We start from the raw sequence: 21,729 nt of genomic DNA on the forward strand, positions 1-21,729 counted from the left end.
TGCAATCAGCACAAGGAACACCATGGCAGCCTTCCCCATCTCCACCCGCAACGGCATGGCCACTTCCTCAATGCCAGCTTCGACGTCCTTTTCGCCCCCCTCTTCGACGCTGTCTTTGGCGCCCAAGGCCGGGTCTTCAACCGGCCGAGACAGCGAGATGTCGCTGGTCAATCTGGCGGCACGCCAGCGCATGTTGTCGCAGCGCATGGTGTTGCAGACGGTGCTGGCCGCACGCGGCAGCGATCTGCACATGAAGGCGGCGCGCAGCTCATTGGCGCTGTTCACCGACAGCCAAGCCAGGCTGGTAGACACTGCCGGTCACTTGGATGCCGCCAACGGCGACATCATCCGCAAGACCTACCACGGCCCCAACGGCGTTGGCGCCACGATTGATGCGTTTGCACAGCAGGTGGGCACCACGCTGGACCTGGCAGAGCGCCACAGCCCGCGTGTGGAAGACGCGCTGGCGCGGCTGGTGGAGTCCACCGACAGTGCACTGGAGGCCTTGAATACCGCCACCACCGCGTTCGATCAAGTGGGCAAGGCCAAGTCCGAAACCCTCATGAAAGAACTGGCGGGCATCGTGGCCTCCATCCAGACAGTGGCCCGCGAGGCCAAGGTGGTCAGCTTCAATGCCCAAGTCATGGCCGCCCGCGCAGGCCAGCACGGACGGGAATTCGCGGTGGTGGCCAACGTACTGTCGGGTATCACCAACGAAATAGACGGCCTTTCGCTACAGGCAGTATCGCTGGCTGGACGCAGCCGTGGCGCAGCCTGAAAAGGGCGCAACAGGCACTTACAATTGCAGCCATTGGAAACGGTGGCCGATGGGCAGAGCGCCCACACTCAGCCCGCCACCGGGCCGTAGCCCGGCTGTAGCGGGCCTGTACTCTTTCACGCCAGACACACAACACTTTCGGGAGATGCGTAAGCCATGAAGATCACCACCCTGTGCAAGAGCCTGGCGTTGGCCGGTTGCCTGCTGGCAAGTACCAGCATGGCCTGGAGCTACGAAATCAACGCAGGCAAGGTGCTGGACGGTGCGGGCAAGGCCATCCAGCTGCGCGGCGTCAACTGGTTTGGCTTTGAGACCAACAACCATGTGGTGCATGGCCTGTGGGCGCGCAACTGGACTGAAATGATCACGCAAATGCAGGCCCAGGGCTTCAACGCCGTGCGCCTGCCGTTCTGCCCCGCCACCCTGCACGGCTCGGCGCCGCCCAGCAGCATCGATTACGGCCGCAATGCCGACCTGCAGGGCCTCTCGGCCATCCAGGTGATGGACAAGGTGGTCACGGAACTGAGCAACCGTGGCATGTATGTGCTGCTGGACCATCACACCCCCGATTGCCAGACCATCAGTGAACTCTGGTACACCCAGAGCTACAGCGAACAGCAATGGATCAGTGATCTGACCTTTGTCGCCCAGCGCTACGCAGGCGTACCCGGCGTCATCGGCATCGATATCAAGAACGAACCCCACGGTGCCGCCACCTGGGGCACGGGCAACAACGCCACCGACTGGAACCGCGCCGCCGAGCGCGCAGCCGCTGCCATATTGCCGCTGGCTCCCCATTGGCTGATTGCCGTGGAAGGCATCGGCGAGAACCCCAGCTGCTCGGGCAGCAACGCGCACTTCTGGGGTGGAAACCTCGAACCTCTGGCCTGCACGCCCCTGAACATCCCCGCCAACCGCCTGCTGCTGGCGCCGCACACCTACGGGCCGGATGTCTACGTGCAGCCTTACTTCAATGCTTCGAACTTCCCAAGCAACATGCCGGCCATCTGGGACCAGCATTTTGGCCAGTTCGTGCAGGCCGGTTATGCCGTCATGCTGGGCGAGTTCGGCGGCAAATTTGGCCGGGGCGATGCGCGGGATGTGCAGTGGCAGAACGCGCTGGTGGACTACATGGTCGGCAAGGGCATGCGCAGCGGCTTCTACTGGTCGTGGAACCCCAACAGCGGCGACACCGGCGGCATTCTGGACGATGACTGGACCACCGTGCGCACCGACAAGGTCCAGTTGCTGCAGCGCCTCTGGGGCGGTGGTTCGACGCCAACAACACCTACGACGCCAACCACCCCCACAACGCCGACAACGCCAACCCCACCGACGCCTACCGGTGGCTTCTCGGTGCAGGAGATGATGGACAGTGTCTGGAACGCAGGCTATTGCCAGCGGGTCCGCGTCACCAACCAGGGCACCGCCGCTGGCAACTGGGCGATCACCATCCCCGTGAGCGGCACCATCAACAATCTTTGGAATGCCACATGGACGCAGGCTGGCAGCAACCTGAACGCGTCCGGCGTGGACTGGAACAAGACCCTCGCCCCCGGGGCAGCGGCCGAATTCGGTTTCTGCGCCGCGCGCTAAGCAACTTTTTCCCCAATTGAACAAGGGCTCCTGCCATGCAGGGGCCCTTTTTTGTTCCGGGTTCCCGGCCTACCCGCCAGCAGTCTCGCGCACCTGCCTGAAACGCTCCGCCAGCTCCTTGCGCAAGGATTTGCGCAGCAGTGCCGCATCCCAGCGGCGGCGTTCGTCGGGCGTGGAAGGCGACAGCGGCGGCACCTGCACCGGCTTGCGCGCCTCGTCCACTGCCACCATCGTGAAGAAGCAGCTGTTCACATGCCGCACCACCTGCGAGCGGATGTCTTCGGCCACCACCTTGATACCAACCTCCATCGACGAGGAACCGGTGTAGTTCACGCTAGCCAGGAAGGTCACCAGCTCTCCCACATGGATGGGCTGCAGAAACATCACCTGGTCCACACTCAACGTCACCACATAGCAGGCCGAATAGCGGCTTGCGCACGAATAGGCCACCTGGTCCAGCAGCTTGAGAATGGCCCCGCCGTGCACATTGCCCGAAAAATTGGCCATGTCGGGGGACATTAGCACCGTCATGCTGAGTTGGTGTGAAGGGATGTTCATGCCGCGATTTTAGGGCTCCCCCGTGTCGCAGGCGCAACGCTGCAGGCCGCTACACTCGCGCCACACAAGCCAGATCACGGCCCATCAAAAAAGCCAAGCAGGCCGGGAGGCCAGAGGGGAAACCATGCTCGAAATCGACAAGCTCAATGAATTCACCGAAAGCCATGGCGCGCTGCGCACCGGGCGCGGGCTGGTGTCGGGCGTGATTGCACTCACGCTGGCCATCCTGTGTTTTCTGGGCGTGCTGGCCTTCCACTTCCCCGAGTACCTGACGACACCACAGCTGCGCAAGAGCTACGACGTGACGGTGATTCGCACCATCATGCTGACCGCCATGGCCATCGCGGGGGGCATCTCCCTCGTCAACATCCTCTTCAACCGTTCGCGCTGGCTGGCCACGTTTGCCTTTGCCATGGTGGCGCTGGCGGCGTTACTGGGCGGCCACAAGGTGGAGGTGGACCCGAACTTCCCTGACAACACACCGTACATCGGCCTGGACTGGTTCATCCTCGACCTGCTGGGCAGCTCACTGATCTTCATATTCATCGAGAAACTCTTTGCACTGCGCAAGGACCAGCCCATCTTCCGCGCCGAGTGGCAAACCGACTTCCACCACTTCATCGTGAACCACATGGTGGTGGGCTTTGTGCTCCTGGCCACCAACCTCATCGTGCACAAATTTTTTGGCTGGGCGGCCAACGACGGTATGCGCGGCTGGGTACAGGGCCTGAACTTCTGGGTGGCGCTGTTCCTCATCGTGCTGGTGGCCGACCTGGTGCAGTACTGGACGCACCGTGCCTACCACGAGGTGCCGCTGCTGTGGCGCCTGCATGCGGTGCACCACAGCGTGAAAAGCATGGACTGGATGGCCGGCTCGCGCCAGCACATCCTGGAGCTGCTCATCACCCGCACACTGGTGCTGGCGCCCATCTACGTTCTGGGTTTCAGCAAGGAAGTGATCGACGCCTACATCGTCATCGTGGGCTTCCAGGCCGTTTTCAACCACGCCAACGTGAGCGTGCGCCTGGGCCCGCTGCGCTACGTGCTCGTCACGCCCAACTTCCACCACTGGCACCACAGCCAGGACCAGGAGGCGCTGGACAAGAACTACGCTGCGCACTTTGCGTTTCTGGACTACCTGTTTGGCACCGCCGTCAAAAGCACCAAGCTCTGGCCAGAACACTACGGCGTGCTGGGCGACTACGTGCCCAACGGGTTTGTGAAGCAGTTCAAGTTTCCGTTCACATGGAAGGGCTGAGAGGCTGATTCACCTCCCACACCGAGGAGGGCTACAGCTTGCCGAGTTCGGCTTCGAGCGCTTTGAGCTGGTTGCGCAGCTCCTCGGTTCGGGCCTCACACGCGGCTTTGTCCTTGCCCGCTGCAGCCGCGCGTTCCTGCGCGAACTGGGAGCCTTGTGCCAGGGTGCTGCGCCGCAGCGGGCCTGCATGCGCCACTGCGGCATCCGGTGCCGTTGCCGCGCATTCCTGCTGGTTGCGTTCGAGGGCCGCGCGCGCCTGCGGCACGCCCTGGTTCTGCAGATAGTGTTTGCGCTGCCAGGTAGGGCCGAAGGCGCCCTCCTTCGCGGTGGAGGGGCCGGGTGGAACAGGGGTGGCGCCCTGCATGGCTGGCTTCACCTCGATCTTCTCGCCCTGGCCCAGGCAAGGGCCATCCTGGAACGACACCTTGCCATCGGCATCCGTGCATTTGTTGACGGCCCAGGCCGGGGCCAGAAAGCCCAGCACCAGGGCGCAGGCGGCACAGCGTATCGGTTTCATGGAATAGTCCTCGGCGGGTGGATGCCACATGCTACCGCGCCGCGCACGACCGGTTCAGAGCCTCCTTGGTGGCATCGAGGCCTTGACCGACACCAACAAGGCGTGCCCCAGGGCTGGGGGCAGCCGCTCCAGTTTCAAAAAGGGATTGGGATAGACGCCTGTCCCTAACTTGACGCACCCCCGGTAAAAACCCGGTGGGTGCGCGGCTACCGCACTCCTACCATCGCCGCACCTTGAGGCCACGGTGGCCACGACCAGGAGGAGCTGTTTGATGAAGACCCACGTTGCCTTGCCCGTTAGCCAGCGGCTTTCCCAAGCGCGCCGCCGCAGCCTCATGCTGGCGCTGGCAGGCGGTGCGGCCTTGGCCAGCCTGTCTGCCAGGGCGCAACCCGCTCCGGGCAAGGGCGACATCCTCATTGGCCGGTCTACCGCGCTATCGGGTGGCATGGCCCCTTTTCTTGCACCCATCCATGAAGGACAGGACGCTGCAGTGGAAGACGCCAATGCCAAAGGCGGCATTGGCGGACGCAAGATTCGCCTGGTGACGCTCGACGACGGGTTCGATCCGCGCCGCACGCTGGAGAACGCCAGGCAGTTGAGCGAAAAAGAGGGCGTGCTGGCCTTGTTGGGCGTGTCGGGCACCTCTCAAGTGATGGCGCTGCTGCCCTACTTGGTGCAAGCCAAGCTGCCACTGATCTCGGTGTACACGGGCAGCCCTGCCATCCGGGCGCAGCAGCATCCCTACCTCTTCACCACACGCGCCAGCTATGCCGACGAGCTGGTCAAGATCGTGCGCAACCTGGTGGCAGTGCAGACCTCCCGCATTGCCGTGGCCTACGAGAACAACGACTTTGGCAAGCTGCTGCTGCCGCTGGTCGAAAAAACCATTGCCGCCGAAGGCGCGACGCTGGCTGGCTCGCATGCCATCGCGCCAACCGGGGCAGACGCCAACGACGCCGCCAAGGCCCTGGCCGCCCAGAAACCACAAGCCGTGCTGCTGGTGGCGGCGGGGCCGCCTGTGGTGGCCTACGTGCGGGCCAACCGCGCGCACCTGGGAGTGCCGGTCTACACCTTGTCGCTGGGCGCAGGCTCCGCAGTGCTCAAGGCGCTGGGTGACGACGCGCGCGGTCTGGCCGTGGCACGCACCGGCCCCTCGCCCACCAAGCCCACCATTGCGCTCACGCGGGACTTCCAGGCCTCCATGAAGCGCCACGACAAGCCTGTGGACTACGACCGCTACACCGGCTACATGGATGCGCGCGTGCTGATTGAAGGCCTGCGCGCAGCAGGGCCTGGCGTCACCCGGGCCAGCCTGGTCCAGGCCATGGAAGGCCTGGGCAACCTTGACCTGGGCGGCTACAGCTACCAATTCAGCCCACAGAACCACCACGGCTCGAACTACGTGGACATCGCGGTGGTGGGCTCTGGCGGGGTGTACCGGCAGTGATGGCGTGAGGGCCCGATGAACGCTGCGGCGACAATGGCGGCCCTGTCACCGCTGCCTGTTCATCACTGTGTCCCACACTTCCCCTGTTTTTGACGTCGTCATCATCGGCGCCGGTGCTGCCGGCCTGTTCTGCGCGGGCCAGGCGGGCCAGCGGGGCCTCAAGGTGCTGCTGATCGACCATGCCGAAAAGGTGGCCGAAAAGATCCGCATCTCGGGCGGCGGACGCTGCAACTTCACCAACCGCGACCTGGACCCCGCCGCGCCCCACAAACACTTTGTGGGGCAAAACCCGCAGTTCTGCCGCTCGGCGCTGTCACGCTATACGCCCGCCGACTTCATTGCGCTGGTGCAAAAGCACGGCATTGCCTTCCACGAAAAACACAAGGGACAGCTGTTTGCCGACCGCTCGGCCGAGGACATCATTGCCATGCTGCTGGCCGAGTGCGCGGCGGGCCAGGTGACGCACTGGCAACCTTGTGCGGTCAAAAATATAGAGTTTTTGGCCCCTGGCGCTTATCCATCAAGCGCTACCAGCTATCAAATTGATACTGACCGTGGCCCGGTGCAGGCGCGCTCGCTGGTCATTGCCACGGGCGGGCTGTCCATTCCCAAGATCGGCGCCACCGACTTTGGCTACCGGCTGGCGCAGCAGTTCAACATCCCGCTTGTCGAGCGCCGCCCGGGCCTGGTGCCGCTGACTTTTGATGGCACGGGTTGGGCGCCGTATGCGCAACTCGCGGGCTTGGCGCTTCCGGTGCAAATCAGCACCGGGGCCAAGAAAACCCGTATGGCCTTCGACGAAGACCTGCTGTTCACCCACCGGGGCCTTTCGGGCCCGGCCGTGCTGCAGATCTCCAGCTACTGGCAGGAAGGCGCGCCGCTGGCCATCAACCTCGCGCCCACGGTGGACCTGCCCGCCGCGCTGGCGCAGGGCAAGGCCCGCTCGCGCAAGCTGATCGCCAACGAACTGGCCACCCTGGTCCCCAGCCGCCTGGCCGATGCCTGGGCGCAGCGCGAGGCCGACTGGCAGCGCCCCATCAACGAGGCCAGCGACAAGGCCCTGGCGCGGCTGGCCGAGCAGCTGGCGCGCTGGGAGCTGACGCCCACCGGCACCGAGGGCTACAAGAAGGCCGAGGTCACGCTCGGCGGCGTGGACACCAAGGCGCTGTCGCAGCAGACCATGGAGTGCAAGACGCAGCCCGGCCTGTACTTCATTGGCGAAGTGGTGGACGTGACGGGCTGGCTGGGGGGCTACAACTTCCAGTGGGCCTGGGCCTGCGCTGCGGCGTGCGCGCAGGCGTTGCCGCCAGCGGACCACTGAAGCACTCCGTTCGCAACCGGGAGGGGCATCGCACCTAAACTCCACGCAACAACACATCGCTTTACCGGTGATACGGCGGGAGCCACGGCATGGATGGATTCGAACGCGCAGAAAAGTACCAAGCGGCCGCAACGGCCGTGGGCGCACTAATTGCCCTCGTCCCTGCAGCAAGCATTGGCGGAAACATCTTCATCGCGATCCTCGCAGCGCTGGGCGTGGGCTCGCTGGCCGGGGGCGCGGTGATGGTGTGGTGGCTGCGCACTGATGAGGGCGATGCCTACCTGCGAGCCGACTCACGCATCTCGGGCCGCTCGACCTCACGCACCTCGCTGTGGCTGGGCAATATGGCCCCGGGCGCCATCCTGGTCGGACTGGCCGTCGCGCTGCACATCCGAATTGCCTGATGGGTAAGGACGGGCGCTGAGGGCCGGATCACCCCCACAGCGGTGCAGGCTGCGTACTGCCAAAACCCAGCCCCCGTACCGACGCGCCCTGGAGCACGCCGTGCTCCAGGGCCCAGGCGTGTAGCGCCTCGGGCGGCAGCGGGCGGCTGAAGTGGTAACCCTGCAGCTCCTCGCAGTCCAGCGCACTCAGCACCTGCGCCGTGGCCAGGTCTTCCACCCCCTCGGCCACAATCTTGAGGCCCAGCGTGTGGCCCAGCGCGATGATGGCGCGCGTGATCGCCATGTCGGCGGGGTTGCTCAGCATGTCGTGCACGAAGGACTTGTCCACCTTGAGCCGGTCGATGTCAAAGCGCTTGAGGTAGGCCAGGCTGGAATACCCGGTGCCAAAGTCGTCGATGGACAGCTGCACGCCCAGCGATTTGAGCGCGGCCAGTTGCTGCTCGGCCGCGTGGGCGTTGTCCATGAGCTGTGACTCGGTGATCTCCAGCTCCAGCCGGTGGGCCGGCATGCCGGTGCGCGCCAGCAGTGCCTCGATGTCGCTGACCAGCAGAGGGTCAGCCAGCTGCGCGGCCGAGAGGTTGACCGAGATGGAGACATGCGCCAGCGGATGGACCAGCCCGCGCGCGGATGGGCCCGACAGCGGCACCTGCCATCGCACCCATTGCTCGCAAGCCTGCTGCAGCACCCAGCCGCCGATCGCGCGGATCATGCCAGTCTCCTCGGCAATGGGGATGAATTCGCTGGGCGGGATGTGGCCCAGGGTGGCGTTGTTCCACCGCAGCAATGCCTCCACGCCCAGCAGGCCGCCGCCCTTGGCGGACAGGCGCGGCTGGTAGTGCAGACTCAGCTCCTGGCGCTCCAGCGCGCGGCGCAGTTGCTGCTCCATCGTCTGGCGGGCCAGCGCGCGCTGGTCGGTCTCGGCCGAATAGAACAGCGCCATGTCGCGGCCCGTGGTCTTGGCCTCGTACATGGCGGCGTCGGCACGGCGCATGAGCTCGTCAATGTCGCTGCCGTCCTCGGGGTAGACGGCGATGCCCACACTGCACGACACGTTCAGCTCGTGCCCTTCCACCGGGTGGCTCTGGCGGATGAGCGGAATCAGGCGCCGCTCCACCAGCTGCTGCACATCCTCGCGCCCGGCCACGTCGCGCATCACCACGACGAACTCGTCGCCGCCCAGGCGGCTGACCGTGTCGCGGCTGCGCACGGCCTGCGTGAGGCGCCCGGCCACCGAGCGCAGCAGGCCATCGCCGATGTGATGACCCAGCGTGTCGTTGATGGCCTTGAAGCGGTCCAGGTCGATGAACAGCACAGCCACCTTCTCGCCCGTGATCGGCGCCTGCGCCAGCGCCATCTGCAGACGCTGCACGCACAGCGAACGGTTGGGCAACTCGGTGAGCACGTCGTGGTGCGCCAGGAACTGAATGCGCTCTTCGCTACGCTTGCGGTCGGTGATGTCGATGGCGATGCCGATGTGGTTGGCCAACGTACCACCCTTGGTCTCGCGCACGGCCGACACCATGAGCCAGGCCGGATAGGTCTCGCCCGAGCGGCGGCGAAACCGCACCTCGCCCTGCCACGACTCCTTGTCGAGCATGGTGCGGTGGATCTGCGCCGACAGCGGCTCGGCACCCGACTCTTCCAGCAGAAAGCCCAGGTCCTCGCCGATGACCTCGTAAAAGTCGTAGTGCGTGCTGCGGCAGAACGCCTTGTTCACGCTGATGATCTGCTGATCGGCGTTCATGATGATGATGCCCTCGGACGAGGCCTCGAACACCTTGGCCCACAGCTCCAGCCGCTGCTCCATCACTTTGAGCACATTGATGGGCGTGAACGCGGTGAGCACCGAATCGCGCCCCTGGAACTGCAGGCGCCGCGCCGACAGCACGGCCCAGGAAGGCTCGGCGGTGCCCTTCCAGCGCACCTCGAACTCATCGACCGAGCCCTGGTCCGCCAGGCGCTGGAAGAAGCGCGCCCGCACGCCGGGCTCCAGCCCCACGGCCCACGGGTCGGTCTTGCGGTCACCCAGCCAGTGGGCAGCCGGGGCGTTGGAGTGCAGCACCTCGTGCTCGGGCACCGAGGTGACCACCATGGGGATGGGGAAGGCCTCCACCAGCTCGCGCTGGGCCTCGGCCGCGCGCGCGCTGGCGGCCAGCTCCTGCTGTAGCACGCGGTCGCGGTCAAGCTGGGACAGCATTTCATTGAAAGCCGTGACGAGACGCCCGATCTCGTCACGGCTGACCCAGTGCGCGCGCAGTGTGTGGTCGCCGCTTTTGCGCACCTCGTCGGCCACCCGCGCCAGTTGCTGCAGCGGCTTGGCGATCTGCCGCGCCACCAGCGTCACGAGGGAGAGGATGCAGCCCAGCAGCACCAGCGCGGTGCCCAAATGCAGCCACATGCGAGCGAAGAGCCCATCCACACGGCGGTTGAGCAGCCGCTCCAGGTCCACGATGCCCACGGTCCAGGCATCGCGCAGCGCGCCCAGCACCTGCATCTGCTGCGTGCCCACCTGCGCCATGGTCAGGCGCGACTCCCCCGCCGCCACACCCTGCAACAACGCCTGGAAGCCCTCCAGGGATTGGTGGAGCGCCTCGCGCGGACCCTGCAAGGCGGCCCGCATTTCGGGCGAGCCTGCGATGAATGCCTGGTTGTAGTCCGCCTCAATGCCCTGCATCACAGCATCCAGCCGCCCCACCAGCGTGAGCAGCTCAAAGGACCACTGCGGACCGCGCCCGGCCTGCGCCGCGTTCAAGAACACCACCGTGTCGTGCACCGCCTGCAGCAGCTCTGGAAACCGCAGCACCACCAGCGACATGCCGTAGTAGCTGTCGAGATCGGGGTCCAGGATCAGGTTGGACTGGTTGCCTACCGTGGTCAGCAGCTCGCGGCCCTCGCGCAACAGCTGGCTGCGCATCCCGGTCAGCACCTGCGCATCCGTTGCAGACGGCGGCTTGGCGGCCAGCTGCCCGAGCACCATGCTGAAGCGTTCACCCACTTCCTGCGTGCGCAACTGCTCGTCATACGCCTTGCGCACGCCCGTCAGCCGTGCAATCACATCGCCCGCCAGCGGCGGCTGCTGGGATGCATCCAGAAACTGCCCCATGAGCCCGTCGCGCAGCACCGCCGCATACGTGGTGCCCACGATCTCCTTGCGTGTGAAATCGATGGCCACGTACTTTTCGTGGATCAGAATGCTGGACACATAGATCACCGCCGACAGGTCCAGCAGGTAGATGAGCATGAGCTTGCGCCCCACACTGAGGCGGCCCAGCCAGCCCGAAACGCGGTGCATGAATGCCATGGTGTCTGTAGCGGCAGGCCCGCCCGGGCGGGTGACCTGGGCAACCCACCGACGGTGGTAAGTGATTGTTACAACATGAAGCAATTTCCACGCCATTGCGCGGCCCGAGGATGGACGAAGGCAATGTCTCCGGTGAGAACGACCTCAGTCCTTGTTCGGGCGCGGCCCTCAGCAGTGCCACATGGCCCTTGCCCAGCCAGGCCATCAGTGGCGGCGCCCCGCAGCGAGGGACGGGACGCAGAGAGCTGCACAGGGGTACTTCCCATCCGCGCCACAAAGGCTATAATCTCCGGCTTTGCTGGCAATGCCCCGTCGGCCAAATACTAGTTACAGACGGGGAAACCGCTTTGTACGGACTTGAGGCCCGATCTCCCCAAGCCCCTCTGCAGGCACCATTTGGAAAACCATTAGCTAATGACTACGATCCGCGTAAAAGAAAACGAACCCTTTGACGTTGCACTGCGCCGCTTCAAGCGCACCATTGAAAAGCTCGGCCTGCTGACCGACCTGCGCGCCCGTGAGTTCTACGAAAAGCCCACCGCAGAGCGCAAGCGCAAGAAGGCAGCTGCCGTGAAGCGCCACTACAAGCGCGTTCGCAGCATGCAACTGCCCAAGAAGATGTACTGATCCATCTTCGGCCCCGAGCCTTTTGCTTGGGTCCCAAAACCCGCGCTAGGGACGCCAAGCGCGGGTTTTTGTTTTTCGGGTTTGCCAAAAGGCTTTCTGGCGTCGTTGCAACGCCTTGCCGTAGCGAGACTACTGTCTGCGGCGTTGACGCCTAGCCAGAAAGCCTTTTGGCAAACCCTTGTCCCTGTTTGAAACCCAAAAAAGGAAGCCGCCATGAGCCTCAAGGACCAGATCACCGAAGACATGAAAACCGCCATGCGCGCCAAGGACAGTGAGCGCCTGGGCACCATCCGCCTGCTACAGGCCGCGATGAAGCAAAAGGAAGTGGACGAACGCATCGTGCTGGACGACGCCGCCGTGGTGGCCATCGTGGACAAGCTCATCAAGCAGCGCAAGGATTCCATCACCGCTTTTGAAGGCGCTGGCCGCCAGGACCTGGCGGACAAGGAAAAGGCCGAGATGGCCGTGCTGCAGGCCTACCTGCCCGAGCGCATGTCGGCCGAAGAAACGCTGGCTGCCGTGAAGGCCATCGTGGCCGAAATCGGCGCATCAGGCCCTGGCGACATGGGCAAGGTGATGGGCGTGGTCAAGACCCGCTTGGCAGGCAAGGCCGACATGGGCCAGGTTTCGGCCGCTGTGAAGGCTGCGCTGGCAGGTTGATCGCCCCCTCACCACCGCCCAGTCAGTATTTTTTTGATAGCTGCTACCGCTTGTCAGACGGGCGGTAGCAGCTATTTTTGCTTCAAACCGGGGTGCTTCCCCCCGCGTCGGCATCCCGCGCCATCCACCCGGAGCGGAAATGCTCCTGCAGAAACTCCACACACACGCGCACCTTGGCAGAGCGCTCCAGCCGCGTGGGATACACAGCCCACACATTGGCCTCCTGCTGCCACTGCGGCAGCACCTGTACGAGGCGCCCCGCCTGCAGATGCCCCCCCACATCCCACAGCGAGCGCAGCACAATCCCGCGCCCGTCCACCGCCCACTGCACGGCCATCTCGCCGTTGTTGGCCGACAGCGGGCCGCGCACCTTGACCGACTCTTCCTGCGCGCCGCTGCGCAGGCGCCACACGCCAAACGGGTGGTCGCGCTCCTTGATCACCAGGCAGTCATGCGCAGCCAAGTCCGCCACCGTGCGCGGAGCGCCCTTGCGCTGCAGGTAGGCGGGCGCTGCGCAGAGCACGCGGTGGTTGTCGGCCAGACGGCGCGCGATGAGGTGTGGCGCAATCTCGTCGCCCACGCGCACGTCCAGGTCAAACCCTTCGCCCGCCACATCCACCAGCCGGTCAAATACCTCCAGCCGCACCTGCAGCCCCGGGTGCTGCTCCACCAGACGCGACAGCGCAGGCGCCACGATCTGCCGCCCAAAGCCGAAGCTGCTGCTCACGCGCAGCAGCCCGCGCGGCTCGCTGCGCGTGATGGCCACCTCCTGCATGAGTTGCTCCATGTCGTCCAGGATGCGCTGCGCCCAGTGGAAAACGCGCTCGCCTTCCTCCGTCACCGCCACCCGGCGGGTGGTGCGATGCAGCAGCTTGACCTGCAGGTCCTGCTCCAGCAGGCGGATGCGCTTGCTCACGTAGGCGGGCGACGTGCCGAGCTCGGCAGCAGCCGCGCCAAAGTTGGACTTGCGCACCACCGCCGTGAAAACGCGCAAATCGTCGGCAGCTGGGTTTTTATGCACGATGTGTGAATGATGGAGCCACAGTTGGCGGATTGTAGTTTTTGATGGCGCTCGGAATAATGCAGTGCACACACCGACCGCACCCACCTACGGCTTCCCTCTACCCTGCCCCCCTGCCCGCACCATGAACGCACCCACCACCAAGACCTACCGCATCGCCGTCCTGCCCGGAGACGGCATCGGCAAAGAAGTCATGCCCGAGGGCCTGCGCGCCATCCAGGCCGCCGCCGCCCGCTTTGGCTTTGAACTGCAGTTGCACGAATTCGAATGGGCCAGCTGCGACTACTACGCCGCCCACGGAAAAATGATGCCCGACGACTGGAAGGCGCAACTGTCGGGCATGGACGCCATCTTCTTCGGTGCCGTGGGCTGGCCCGCCACCGTGCCCGACCATGTGTCGCTGTGGGGATCGCTGCTGAAATTCCGCCGCGAGTTCGACCAGTACATCAACCTGCGCCCCGTGCGCCTGTTTGAAGGCGTGCCTTGCCCCCTGGCCGGCCGCAAGCCCGGCGACATCGACTACTACGTGGTGCGCGAGAACACCGAGGGTGAATACACGTCGCTCGGCGGCATCATGTATGAAGGCACCGACCGCGAGATCGTGATCCAGGAATCGGTCTACTCGCGCCACGGTGCGAACCGCCTCTTGAAGTTCGCCTTCGAGCTGGCCCAAAGCCGCGCCAAAAAGCACGTCACCCTGGCCACCAAAAGCAACGGCATTGCCATCAGCATGCCCTGGTGGGACCAACGCGCTGACGACGTCGCCAAGGGCTACCCCGAGGTCACGCTGGACAAGCAGCACATCGACATCCTCACCGCCCGCTTTGTGCTGCAGCCGGGCCGCTTTGACGTGGTGGCGGCCACCAACCTGTTTGGCGACATCCTCAGTGACTTGGGCCCGGCCACCACTGGCACCATTGGCCTGGCGCCTTCGGCCAACCTGAACCCCGAACGCAACTTCCCCAGCCTGTTCGAGCCCGTGCACGGCTCGGCACCCGACATCTATGGCAAGAACATTGCCAACCCGATCGCCATGATCTGGTCGGGCGCGCTGATGCTGGACTTCCTCACCCAGGGCGTGGGTGCAGGACGGGCGGCGCACGATGCCATCGTGGCGGCCATCGAAGAAGTCATCAAGAGCGGCCCGCGCACGCCGGACCTGGGGGGCACGGCCAGCACCACGCAGGTGGGCGAGGCGATTGCCGCGCGGGTGGCGGGGCACTGAGCCATGGTCATCACCCTAATGCTTCTATTTCAATAGCTTAAAAAGCACACCCACCGCGCGGAAACGGCCTTTTTTGCTTGAAACAACGGGCTATGCGGCAATGTCCTCGTGCAGGCAGAGGTAGTTGCCCTCGGTGTCTTTGAACCACGCGGCCTTCTCGGCGCCCAGCACACACACGTGATTGACGGTCTTGAGGCCCGGGAAGTCGTAGTCCTCGAAGACCACCTTCGCGCGTTTCAGCGCCTCGATGGTGGCCGCTATGTCGGCCACCTGGAAACTGATGGCCGTGTGGTCGGCCTTGGTGCCTTCCGGCTTGGGGAACAGCGCCAGCGTGCTGCCCCCCACGGCATAGACAAACTTGCCATCGGGCCGGAACCCGCCGGGCTTGAGCCCCAGGCAACCCTCGTAGAAGGCGCGGGCACGGTCCATGTCCATCACAGGCAGCATGGTGGTTACGGAAGCATCGGACAACATACCAGGTCCTTTCGCTCAATCCGGCCCCGGGCCTTGCAGCCCCTGGTGTGCTCCAGGCCCCGGTCCGGGCCGCATGACCGGTTGGTGCAGTCTAGGCCGATCTCCGCCGCCTGAACAGTGCACGCATTGCAGGCAGTGAGGAGGCCCGCTCCCATCACCCCCCATGGGGCGGCACCCTGAAGTTCTCGCTGATGCGCTTTTCCGCCCGCGCCAGGGCGGCGCCCAGCGCCCGCAGCCACCGCCCACCCAGGCGCCGCACCCGCCGGGGCCAGCGGCCCCCACGGCCCAAGTGCTGTGGCACAACCCCCAGCGGCTGGCAGACGTGGGAGTGGCGGGTCGTGCTTTCGGGGTCCAGACGGGTGGGATGCAACATGGCCCGGATGCTCGGGGTTGACGTACCATCTGTAAAGTTGAATTCAATGAAGACTCAATTCATAAAAACTGATGCGTAACTTCAACCTGGACCACTTGCAGACGCTGATCGCCATTGCCGACCTGGGCAACTTTGCAGCGGCCGCACAGGCGCTGCACCTGGCGCCGCCCACCGTCAGCCTGCACATCAAGGAGCTGGAATCGCGCCTGCAGGCCGACCTGGTGGTGCGGGGTCGGCGGCAGGCCGAGCTGACGCCCGCCGGCGAGGTGCTGGTGCAAGAGGGGCGCCAGCTGCTGCTTGCCTGCGACGACCTGATGGAGCGCGTGCGCCGCCGCGCCTCGGGGCGCGAGGGCATCGTGCGCGTGGGCGTGTCGGCGGGCGTGAGCACGCGCCTGCTGCCGCGCATGCTGGAAGCGCTGGCGGCGCGCTGCCCCGGTGTGGAGATCCGGCTGGAGGCGATCGGCTCAGCCGACTCGATGCAGCGGCTCAAGGCCGGCACGCTGGACATCGGCATCATCGCCAGCCCCCAACCTCCTTTGGCCGAGGTGCGCCAGACCCCCTGGCGCAACGACCCCATGGTGGCGCTGCTGCCTGCGGCCTGGGAGGCGCCCGCGTTCGCAACCCCTGACTGGCTGGCCACCCGCCGCTGGGCATCGTTTGCACCCGCCACACAAATGCACGGGCTGATTGCGAACTGGTTCGGCCAGGCGGGCCACCACCCGCGCCCCTTTCTGGCGCTGAGCTACCCCGGCGCGCTCAAGAGCCTGGCGGTGGCCAGCCAGTGCGCTGCGCTGCTGCCGATGGAGGAGGTGGAGGACCTGCAGGGCACGCCCGATGTGCAGATCCGCCCACTCCAGCCCCCACTCATGCGCCCCATGGCCGTGGCGCACCGCCACCAGCCACCGCCCTCGCCCGCCGTGGAGGGCGTGCTGCAACTGCTGGCCGAATTTGCGGACTTTGGGGAGTAACAGCTGGGCTTGCCGCCTGCCATCACACGGGTGGCAAGACCGGAGCGCCTGGGGCACGCCGCGCCGCAGGCCGCCGCAAATAGGGCTGTACAAACAGGTACAGCCCCGTCAACAGCAGCAGCGCCAGCGGCGGCAGGGGTGCATACGTCACCCAATCCGGCGGGTTGCCTGCACCCTGCGCACGGACCACAAAATTGCCAATGACTGCTAGGGCGTGTCACCCTTCAATTCCCTCACGCGAAAGCCAGCCAGGCCGTGCAGTGCTAGGCGCCCTGAGTGCCGTGTAGCTTGGCTACACAAGCGAAGGGCAACGACGCAATGCGCGGCCTGGCTGGCTTTCCCTCCGGGCTGGCCGCGCAATGCGGCGTCTGCTTTGTCGCGTGGCTTGCCCATAGATGACTATGGGCTGCGCCCCCCTTCGCGCATCCATCCGCATTGCGCGGCCAGCGCGTGGGGGAATTGAAGGGTGGCACGCCCTGGCGTGAACGCCATCGACACCCAGCGGTGAAACCGCCGAATGCCCACACCGGCGCTCATTGCGCACCTCCGGCCGCGAGCTGGATCATCTTCCAGCCATTGCCCGCAGGGTCCCGAAAACCCGCATCCACATTGCCGTACCGGTCCACGGGCTCCTGCGTGAACTCCACACCCTGGTCGCGCAGCCGGGCATACGCAGCGCGGCAATCTGCCACATGCAACACCAGCGGCGGCATGGCGCCCTTGGCCACCATGGCGCGCAACGTCTGCGCCGTGGCGGCATCGTGGATGGGCGGGCCGGGTGTGAACAGCCCCAGCTGAAAGCCCGGCTGGTCGGGATGCTGCACTGTCAGCCAGCGGTAGGGGCCGTTGCGCACGTCGGTGTGCACACGAAACCCCAGCTTGCCCACACAGAACGCCAGCGCTTCGTCCTGGTCGTCCACATACACCCCCACCACACCAACGCCTTGGTTCTTCGTCATCAGATCTCCTTGGTTGCTAAGAGCCTGTTCAAGGTCTTTTTGGAGATCGCATTGGAGTGCAATCGGGAGGAGTGGATGCTTCGGATGCGCCGCATGGGCTCGTGCCCATGCAAGCAGCCGGGGCTTCCAATCGCCCGATTTCACTCCAACCCTTCGGGCAAGTGCCTTGCCGGGCTGCCTGCGGCGTTGCGGCGCTTGCCAATAGCCGCGCTATTGGCTGCCCACCGCGCCTTGCATCCCATCCCGGCAAGGTACTTGTGCGACTCCAAAAAGACCTTGAACAGGCTCTAGGACCGATTTGTACCTTCCGCCAGGCGGCGGCGCTTCTCCAAAACTGCTGTGGTGAGGTCGGGGCGTTGCGCGGCCTTCAAGACACAGGCGGGCACCCGGTCCAGTGGCGTGGCATTTGCCTGGGCCTCCCTGCGCACCCCACTGGGGCTCATCCCCGTGATGTCGCGAAAGATGCGCCCGAAGGTGCCCAGGCTCTCCCAGCCGGTGGCAAAGGCGATCTCGGTGACGGGCAAGTCTGTATCACGCAGCAGCGTGGTGGCCTGCTCGATGCGGCGGGTCAGCAGGTAGCGGTGAGGCGGAATGCCGAACGCCTGCCGGAACGAGCGGGCGAAGTGCGCCTCCGAAACGCCGCTGACCTCGGCCAGCCGCTGCACGGGCCAGGCCTCGTGCGACGCGGCGTCCATGCGGTCCTTGGCGCGCAGCAAACGGCGCAACAGGGCCGGGTCCTGCGGCGCAATAGCCGCACCCGACATCTGTTCCGACGGCGCGGCAGGCTCGCTAGAGGGCAATGGGTGCGGGCGCTCAAAGGGCATGCGCGAAGCATATCGCCTTGGATTCTGGTGACCCGCCCGATTTTCCCGGGCAGGGACTGCCGCTGGCACCCGCACTCGGGGTCGCTTTTCAGGCTACCTGCACATCGCCAAAGACTTCAAGCGCCTGGCCGTTCAGCGCCTGCAGCGTGTCTGCCGGGTCCACCGCCTCGCCCAAGGCCAGCGCACCGCTGCGCTGGTACGCCGGGGCCATCAGGCGCTGCGCGGCCTCCAGTACGAGGGGGGCCGTGACCGCATAGATGTCCTGGCCGCGCACACCGGCCGTTCGCGCCACGCCGTTTTGCACCAGCCGCACCACCAGTTCAAAACGCTGGGCCGACCGGCCGCTGCCATCCACGGCCGTGGGCGGCGGGGTGCTGGCATCGCGGATGTCGGCCAGGGCCGAGCGGTTGATGAGGGAGCGGATGGTTTCGGCCTGCAGGTGGTGGGCCAGGGTGATGGTCTCGCTGAATGGCAGCTCGACCATGGCATAGGTCGCCAGGGGCGCGGCAAAGGTCCAGTCCGGCACATCGACCGAGGGCACCAGGGGCACCAGGCGCCCGCCCTGCACCACTTGGCGCTGCGCCTTGTTGCGCTCGCCCGTCAGGCGCGTGCCTTCGGTGGGCCACCAGCGGTCCAGCCCCATGGCCACGGTGATCTCGTCGATGGGGCCGGGAGCGGCGAGCGCGCTGGCCAGCAGGTCGGCCAAGCCACCGTAGAAACCGGCAGCGGGCACCACAACGCGCCCGGCAGTCACGGCGGGCGCCTGCAGATCGGCAAACGTGGCCTGGGCGCTGGGCTGCTCGGCGGTCACATCGATGTAGTGGGCGCCCGCCTGCAGCGCGGCCTGCGCCACCGGGGCGGCCGTGTCCATGAAGGGCCCCGCGCAATGGATGACCACGCCACAACCGGCAAAGGCCTGCACCAGCGCCGCTGGGTCGTCCAGCGCCGCCACGCGGCACTCCACCCCCGAGGGAAACAGCGCAGCCAGCCGGGCGGCATTGCGCCCCACAGCCACCACGCGCAGGCCCCGGCGCAAGGCCTCCTGCACCACAAACTGACCGGTATGGCCGCTGGCACCGTACACCGAGATGGAAGGAACTGAGGATGTCATGGAGAACCTTTCGGGAAAGAAGTGGAAGGGAAAATTGACGATACAGACCTGTCTGTTTTTTGAAGATTACAGACAGGTCTGTATCATGTCAAGCATGGCTGCACATTCTTTTTCCCATCCCCTCCCGGCAACCGCGCCCGGCGCCCGCCCCAAGCCTGCGTCACGGCGCGCTGCGACGGCCTCCAGCGAGCCCGTGCAGGACGTGCGCGAGCGCATCCTCGACACGGCGTCGAGCCTGTTCTACCAACGCGGCGTGCGTGCCGTGGGGGTGGACCTGGTGGTGGCCGAAGCCGCCGTAGCCAAGACCAGCCTGTACCGCTACTTCCCCACTAAGGACGACCTCATCGTGGCGTTTCTGGAGCGTGAAGACGTGGACTTCTGGGGCCTGTGGGATGCGGTGGCGGCGCAACATGTCGACGACCCGGCCGCCGAGCTGCAGGCCCACATGCAGTGGATCGGCGAGCGGCTGGGCCGGTCCAACTACCGGGGCTGCCCGCAGATCAACGTGGCGGCCGAATTTGCCGAGCAGGACCACCCTGCCCGCCGCGTGGCCCAGCAGCACATGGTGACGCTGCGCAGCCGCCTGCACGGCATTGCCCAGCGGCTGGGCGTGCCCCAGCCCGATGCCCTGGCGGCCCAGCTGGCTGTGCTCATCAATGGAGCATTTGTGAGTTCAGGCCTGCTCAGCGGCGAGGAGGCGACACCCGTGCTGCAAGCAGCGGTGCAGGCCCTGCTGGCGGGTGCGCGGGCAGGCGACACGTAGCGCAACAGCTGCTCAAAAAACAAAAAGGCCCTCGTTCTTCACGAGGGCCTTTTTTGCATCAGCGCGGCCCTTTGCGGCGGCTGCACGGCGAACCAGGCATTAGCTCCCAGCCACCTTCATGCGGTTCACCAGGATGGAACCCACGGTCTTGGCCCCGTAGTTGTAGGCATCGGCGCCCACGGCCTCGATGCCCTTGAGCATGTCTTTGAGGTTGCCCGCGATGGTGATCTCGTGCACCGGGTAGGCGATCTTGCCGTTCTCCACCCAGAAGCCGCTCGCGCCGCGCGAATAGTCGCCGGTCACGTAGTTCACGCCCTGGCCCATCAGCTCCACCACAAAGAGGCCGGTGCCCAGCTTTTGCAGCATGGCGTCGAGGTTGTCGCTGGCTTGCGTGAGGCGCGAGGTCATCACCAGGTTGTGCGAGCCACCCGCATTGCCCGTGGTCTTCATGCCCAGTTTGCGGGCCGAGTAGCTGGACAGGAAGTAGCCCTCGACGCGCCCTCCTTTGACCACCTTGCGCGGCGCCACGCGCACGCCTTCTTCGTCGAACGGCGAGCTGCCCTTGCCGCGCAGGATGAAGGGGTCTTCCAGGATGTCGATGTGTTTGGGAAAGACCATCTTGCCCAGCGAGTCGAGCAGGAAAGTGCTCTTGCGGTACAGCGAGCCGCCGCTGACGGCCTGCACAAAGCCGCCCAGCAGGCCGGCGGCCAGGGTGGATTCGAACAACACCGGGCATTGCGTGGTGGGGATCTTGCGGCTGCCCAGGCGGCTCAACGCGCGCTGCGCGGCGTAGCGGCCCACGGCCTCGGGCGATGCCAGTTCGGTGGCGTCGCGCATGGAGCTGTACCAGGCATCGCGCTGCATCTCGGCGTTGCGGCCGGGCAGCGAGGCGATGGGTGCGACGGAGAAGCTGTGGCGCGAACTGGCATAGCCGCCGCGAAAGCCGCGTGTGTGGGCGCTGAAGAAATGGCTTTGCTGGGCCGACACGCCCGCGCCTTCGCTGTTGGTGATGCGGCGGTGCGTCTTGAGCGCGGCGGCCTCGCAGGCCTTGGCGATTTCAGCGGCCTCTTCGCTGGTCATGGCCCAGGGGTGGAACAGGTCCAGGTCACGGTGCGTGTCGGCCGGGGCGATGTCATCGGCGTCCGGCAGGCCCGCCATGGGATCTTCGGCCGTGAAACGGGCGATATCGTAGGCTGCCTGCACCGTCTGCTCGATGGCCTTGTTCGAGAAATCGGACGTGCTGGCGTTGCCACGGCGTTTGCCAAGGTACACCGTCACGCCCAGGGATTTATCGCGGTTGCGCTCCACGTTCTCCAGCTCGCCCTTGCGCACGCTGACCGACAGGCCGCAGCCCTCGGACGCCTCGGCGCCTGCGTCGGTGGCGCCGAGCTTTTTGGCATGGGCCAGGGCGCGGTCCACCAGGTCTTCAAAGAACGCGCGGCTGTAGCTGAAGCCGTTGTCAGGGGTGCGGGAGGTGGCAGGCGCGGGCGCTGCGGCAGCCGCGCTTTGGGCGCGCGCGGCGCGGGTGGAGGGTTTATTCATAG

22 protein-coding genes are annotated in these 21,729 nt (G+C 65.7%); 11 read left to right on the plus strand and 11 right to left on the minus strand.

Annotation, left to right across the window (positions count from 1 at the left end; translation table 11 throughout):
• Nucleotides 1-22: 22 nt before the first annotated feature.
• Nucleotides 23-778, plus strand: a complete 756-nt coding sequence (locus AC2YJX_RS16780; protein ID WP_487256697.1) for a methyl-accepting chemotaxis protein — start codon at nt 23-25, stop codon at nt 776-778.
• 156 nt (nt 779-934) lie between these two features.
• Entirely contained in the window at nt 935-2,374 is a 1,440-nt protein-coding gene (locus AC2YJX_RS16785) for a cellulase family glycosylhydrolase (RefSeq protein ID WP_487256698.1), read from the plus strand.
• A gap of 69 nt (nt 2,375-2,443) precedes the next feature.
• Here the strand turns inward: AC2YJX_RS16785 and AC2YJX_RS16790 are convergent, their stop codons facing one another.
• Nucleotides 2,444-2,932: an acyl-CoA thioesterase gene (locus AC2YJX_RS16790; protein WP_010459986.1), complete on the minus strand. Its 489-nt coding sequence runs from the start codon at nt 2,930-2,932 to the stop codon at nt 2,444-2,446.
• Nucleotides 2,933-3,056: 124 nt separating this feature from the next.
• On the opposite strand from AC2YJX_RS16790, the gene AC2YJX_RS16795 reads away from it, so the two are divergent.
• Nucleotides 3,057-4,190, plus strand: coding sequence for a sterol desaturase family protein (locus AC2YJX_RS16795; RefSeq protein ID WP_487256699.1), 1,134 nt, complete (start codon nt 3,057-3,059; stop codon nt 4,188-4,190).
• A gap of 31 nt (nt 4,191-4,221) precedes the next feature.
• Here AC2YJX_RS16795 and AC2YJX_RS16800 read toward each other — a convergent pair whose 3' ends face one another.
• A complete protein-coding gene (locus AC2YJX_RS16800; RefSeq protein WP_055400285.1) occupies nt 4,222-4,707 on the minus strand; it encodes a DUF4124 domain-containing protein in 486 nt (161 codons plus the stop codon).
• 271 nt (nt 4,708-4,978) lie between these two features.
• On the opposite strand from AC2YJX_RS16800, the gene AC2YJX_RS16805 reads away from it, so the two are divergent.
• The 3 genes from AC2YJX_RS16805 to AC2YJX_RS16815 all read left to right on the plus strand — a co-directional run bounded on the left by AC2YJX_RS16805 (nt 4,979) and on the right by AC2YJX_RS16815 (nt 7,879).
• A complete protein-coding gene (locus AC2YJX_RS16805) occupies nt 4,979-6,154 on the plus strand; it encodes an ABC transporter substrate-binding protein (RefSeq protein ID WP_487256700.1) in 1,176 nt (391 codons plus the stop codon).
• A 67-nt stretch (nt 6,155-6,221) separates the two neighbouring features.
• The gene (locus AC2YJX_RS16810) at nt 6,222-7,475 is read left to right on the plus strand and encodes a BaiN/RdsA family NAD(P)/FAD-dependent oxidoreductase (protein WP_487256701.1); all 1,254 of its coding nucleotides are present in this window, start codon (nt 6,222-6,224) and stop codon (nt 7,473-7,475) included.
• A gap of 89 nt (nt 7,476-7,564) precedes the next feature.
• Nucleotides 7,565-7,879 (plus strand): hypothetical protein, encoded by a 315-nt coding sequence (locus tag AC2YJX_RS16815; RefSeq protein WP_055400198.1) that lies wholly within the window; start codon nt 7,565-7,567, stop codon nt 7,877-7,879.
• Between the two features lie 28 nt (nt 7,880-7,907).
• Here the strand turns inward: AC2YJX_RS16815 and AC2YJX_RS16820 are convergent, their stop codons facing one another.
• Nucleotides 7,908-11,180 carry an EAL domain-containing protein gene (locus AC2YJX_RS16820; RefSeq protein WP_487256702.1) on the minus strand — a complete coding sequence of 1,091 codons (3,273 nt, stop codon included), beginning with the start codon at nt 11,178-11,180 and terminating at the stop codon, nt 7,908-7,910.
• 414 nt (nt 11,181-11,594) lie between these two features.
• Between AC2YJX_RS16820 and rpsU the strand changes: the two genes are divergently transcribed.
• Complete coding sequence (gene rpsU, locus AC2YJX_RS16825) at nt 11,595-11,807, plus strand: 30S ribosomal protein S21 (RefSeq protein WP_005799779.1); 213 nt, start codon at nt 11,595-11,597, stop codon at nt 11,805-11,807.
• Between the two features lie 213 nt (nt 11,808-12,020).
• Nucleotides 12,021-12,467: a GatB/YqeY domain-containing protein gene (locus AC2YJX_RS16830; RefSeq protein ID WP_055400197.1), complete on the plus strand. Its 447-nt coding sequence runs from the start codon at nt 12,021-12,023 to the stop codon at nt 12,465-12,467.
• 82 nt (nt 12,468-12,549) lie between these two features.
• Here the strand turns inward: AC2YJX_RS16830 and AC2YJX_RS16835 are convergent, their stop codons facing one another.
• A complete protein-coding gene (locus AC2YJX_RS16835) occupies nt 12,550-13,488 on the minus strand; it encodes a LysR substrate-binding domain-containing protein (RefSeq protein ID WP_487256703.1) in 939 nt (312 codons plus the stop codon).
• Between the two features lie 124 nt (nt 13,489-13,612).
• Between AC2YJX_RS16835 and AC2YJX_RS16840 the strand changes: the two genes are divergently transcribed.
• Nucleotides 13,613-14,713, plus strand: a complete 1,101-nt coding sequence (locus AC2YJX_RS16840) for a tartrate dehydrogenase (protein ID WP_487256704.1) — start codon at nt 13,613-13,615, stop codon at nt 14,711-14,713.
• A 90-nt stretch (nt 14,714-14,803) separates the two neighbouring features.
• Here AC2YJX_RS16840 and AC2YJX_RS16845 read toward each other — a convergent pair whose 3' ends face one another.
• The gene (locus AC2YJX_RS16845; protein WP_487256705.1) at nt 14,804-15,187 is read right to left on the minus strand and encodes a VOC family protein; all 384 of its coding nucleotides are present in this window, start codon (nt 15,185-15,187) and stop codon (nt 14,804-14,806) included.
• Between the two features lie 154 nt (nt 15,188-15,341).
• Nucleotides 15,342-15,560, minus strand: coding sequence for a hypothetical protein (locus AC2YJX_RS16850; protein ID WP_487256706.1), 219 nt, complete (start codon nt 15,558-15,560; stop codon nt 15,342-15,344).
• A 71-nt stretch (nt 15,561-15,631) separates the two neighbouring features.
• Here AC2YJX_RS16850 and AC2YJX_RS16855 point away from each other — a divergent pair, with 71 nt between their 5' ends.
• Nucleotides 15,632-16,528: a LysR family transcriptional regulator gene (locus AC2YJX_RS16855; RefSeq protein WP_228900167.1), complete on the plus strand. Its 897-nt coding sequence runs from the start codon at nt 15,632-15,634 to the stop codon at nt 16,526-16,528.
• 22 nt (nt 16,529-16,550) lie between these two features.
• Here the strand turns inward: AC2YJX_RS16855 and AC2YJX_RS16860 are convergent, their stop codons facing one another.
• The 4 genes from AC2YJX_RS16860 to AC2YJX_RS16875 form a co-directional block, all read right to left on the minus strand.
• Nucleotides 16,551-16,679: a hypothetical protein gene (locus AC2YJX_RS16860; protein WP_487256707.1), complete on the minus strand. Its 129-nt coding sequence runs from the start codon at nt 16,677-16,679 to the stop codon at nt 16,551-16,553.
• Nucleotides 16,680-17,061: 382 nt separating this feature from the next.
• On the minus strand, nt 17,062-17,487 hold the full coding sequence (locus tag AC2YJX_RS16865; protein WP_487256708.1) for a VOC family protein: 426 nt from the start codon (nt 17,485-17,487) through the stop codon (nt 17,062-17,064).
• 287 nt (nt 17,488-17,774) lie between these two features.
• Nucleotides 17,775-18,251, minus strand: coding sequence for a helix-turn-helix domain-containing protein (locus AC2YJX_RS16870; RefSeq protein ID WP_487256729.1), 477 nt, complete (start codon nt 18,249-18,251; stop codon nt 17,775-17,777).
• A gap of 148 nt (nt 18,252-18,399) precedes the next feature.
• Nucleotides 18,400-19,422: a saccharopine dehydrogenase NADP-binding domain-containing protein gene (locus AC2YJX_RS16875; protein WP_487256709.1), complete on the minus strand. Its 1,023-nt coding sequence runs from the start codon at nt 19,420-19,422 to the stop codon at nt 18,400-18,402.
• 94 nt (nt 19,423-19,516) lie between these two features.
• Here AC2YJX_RS16875 and AC2YJX_RS16880 point away from each other — a divergent pair, with 94 nt between their 5' ends.
• Nucleotides 19,517-20,185, plus strand: coding sequence for a TetR/AcrR family transcriptional regulator (locus tag AC2YJX_RS16880; RefSeq protein ID WP_487256710.1), 669 nt, complete (start codon nt 19,517-19,519; stop codon nt 20,183-20,185).
• A 99-nt stretch (nt 20,186-20,284) separates the two neighbouring features.
• Here AC2YJX_RS16880 and pmbA read toward each other — a convergent pair whose 3' ends face one another.
• Nucleotides 20,285-21,727 carry a metalloprotease PmbA gene (gene pmbA, locus AC2YJX_RS16885; RefSeq protein ID WP_487256711.1) on the minus strand — a complete coding sequence of 481 codons (1,443 nt, stop codon included), beginning with the start codon at nt 21,725-21,727 and terminating at the stop codon, nt 20,285-20,287.
• Nucleotides 21,728-21,729 lie beyond the last annotated feature (2 nt).

It is taken from the genome of Acidovorax sp. SRI_002 (genome assembly GCF_057586455.1).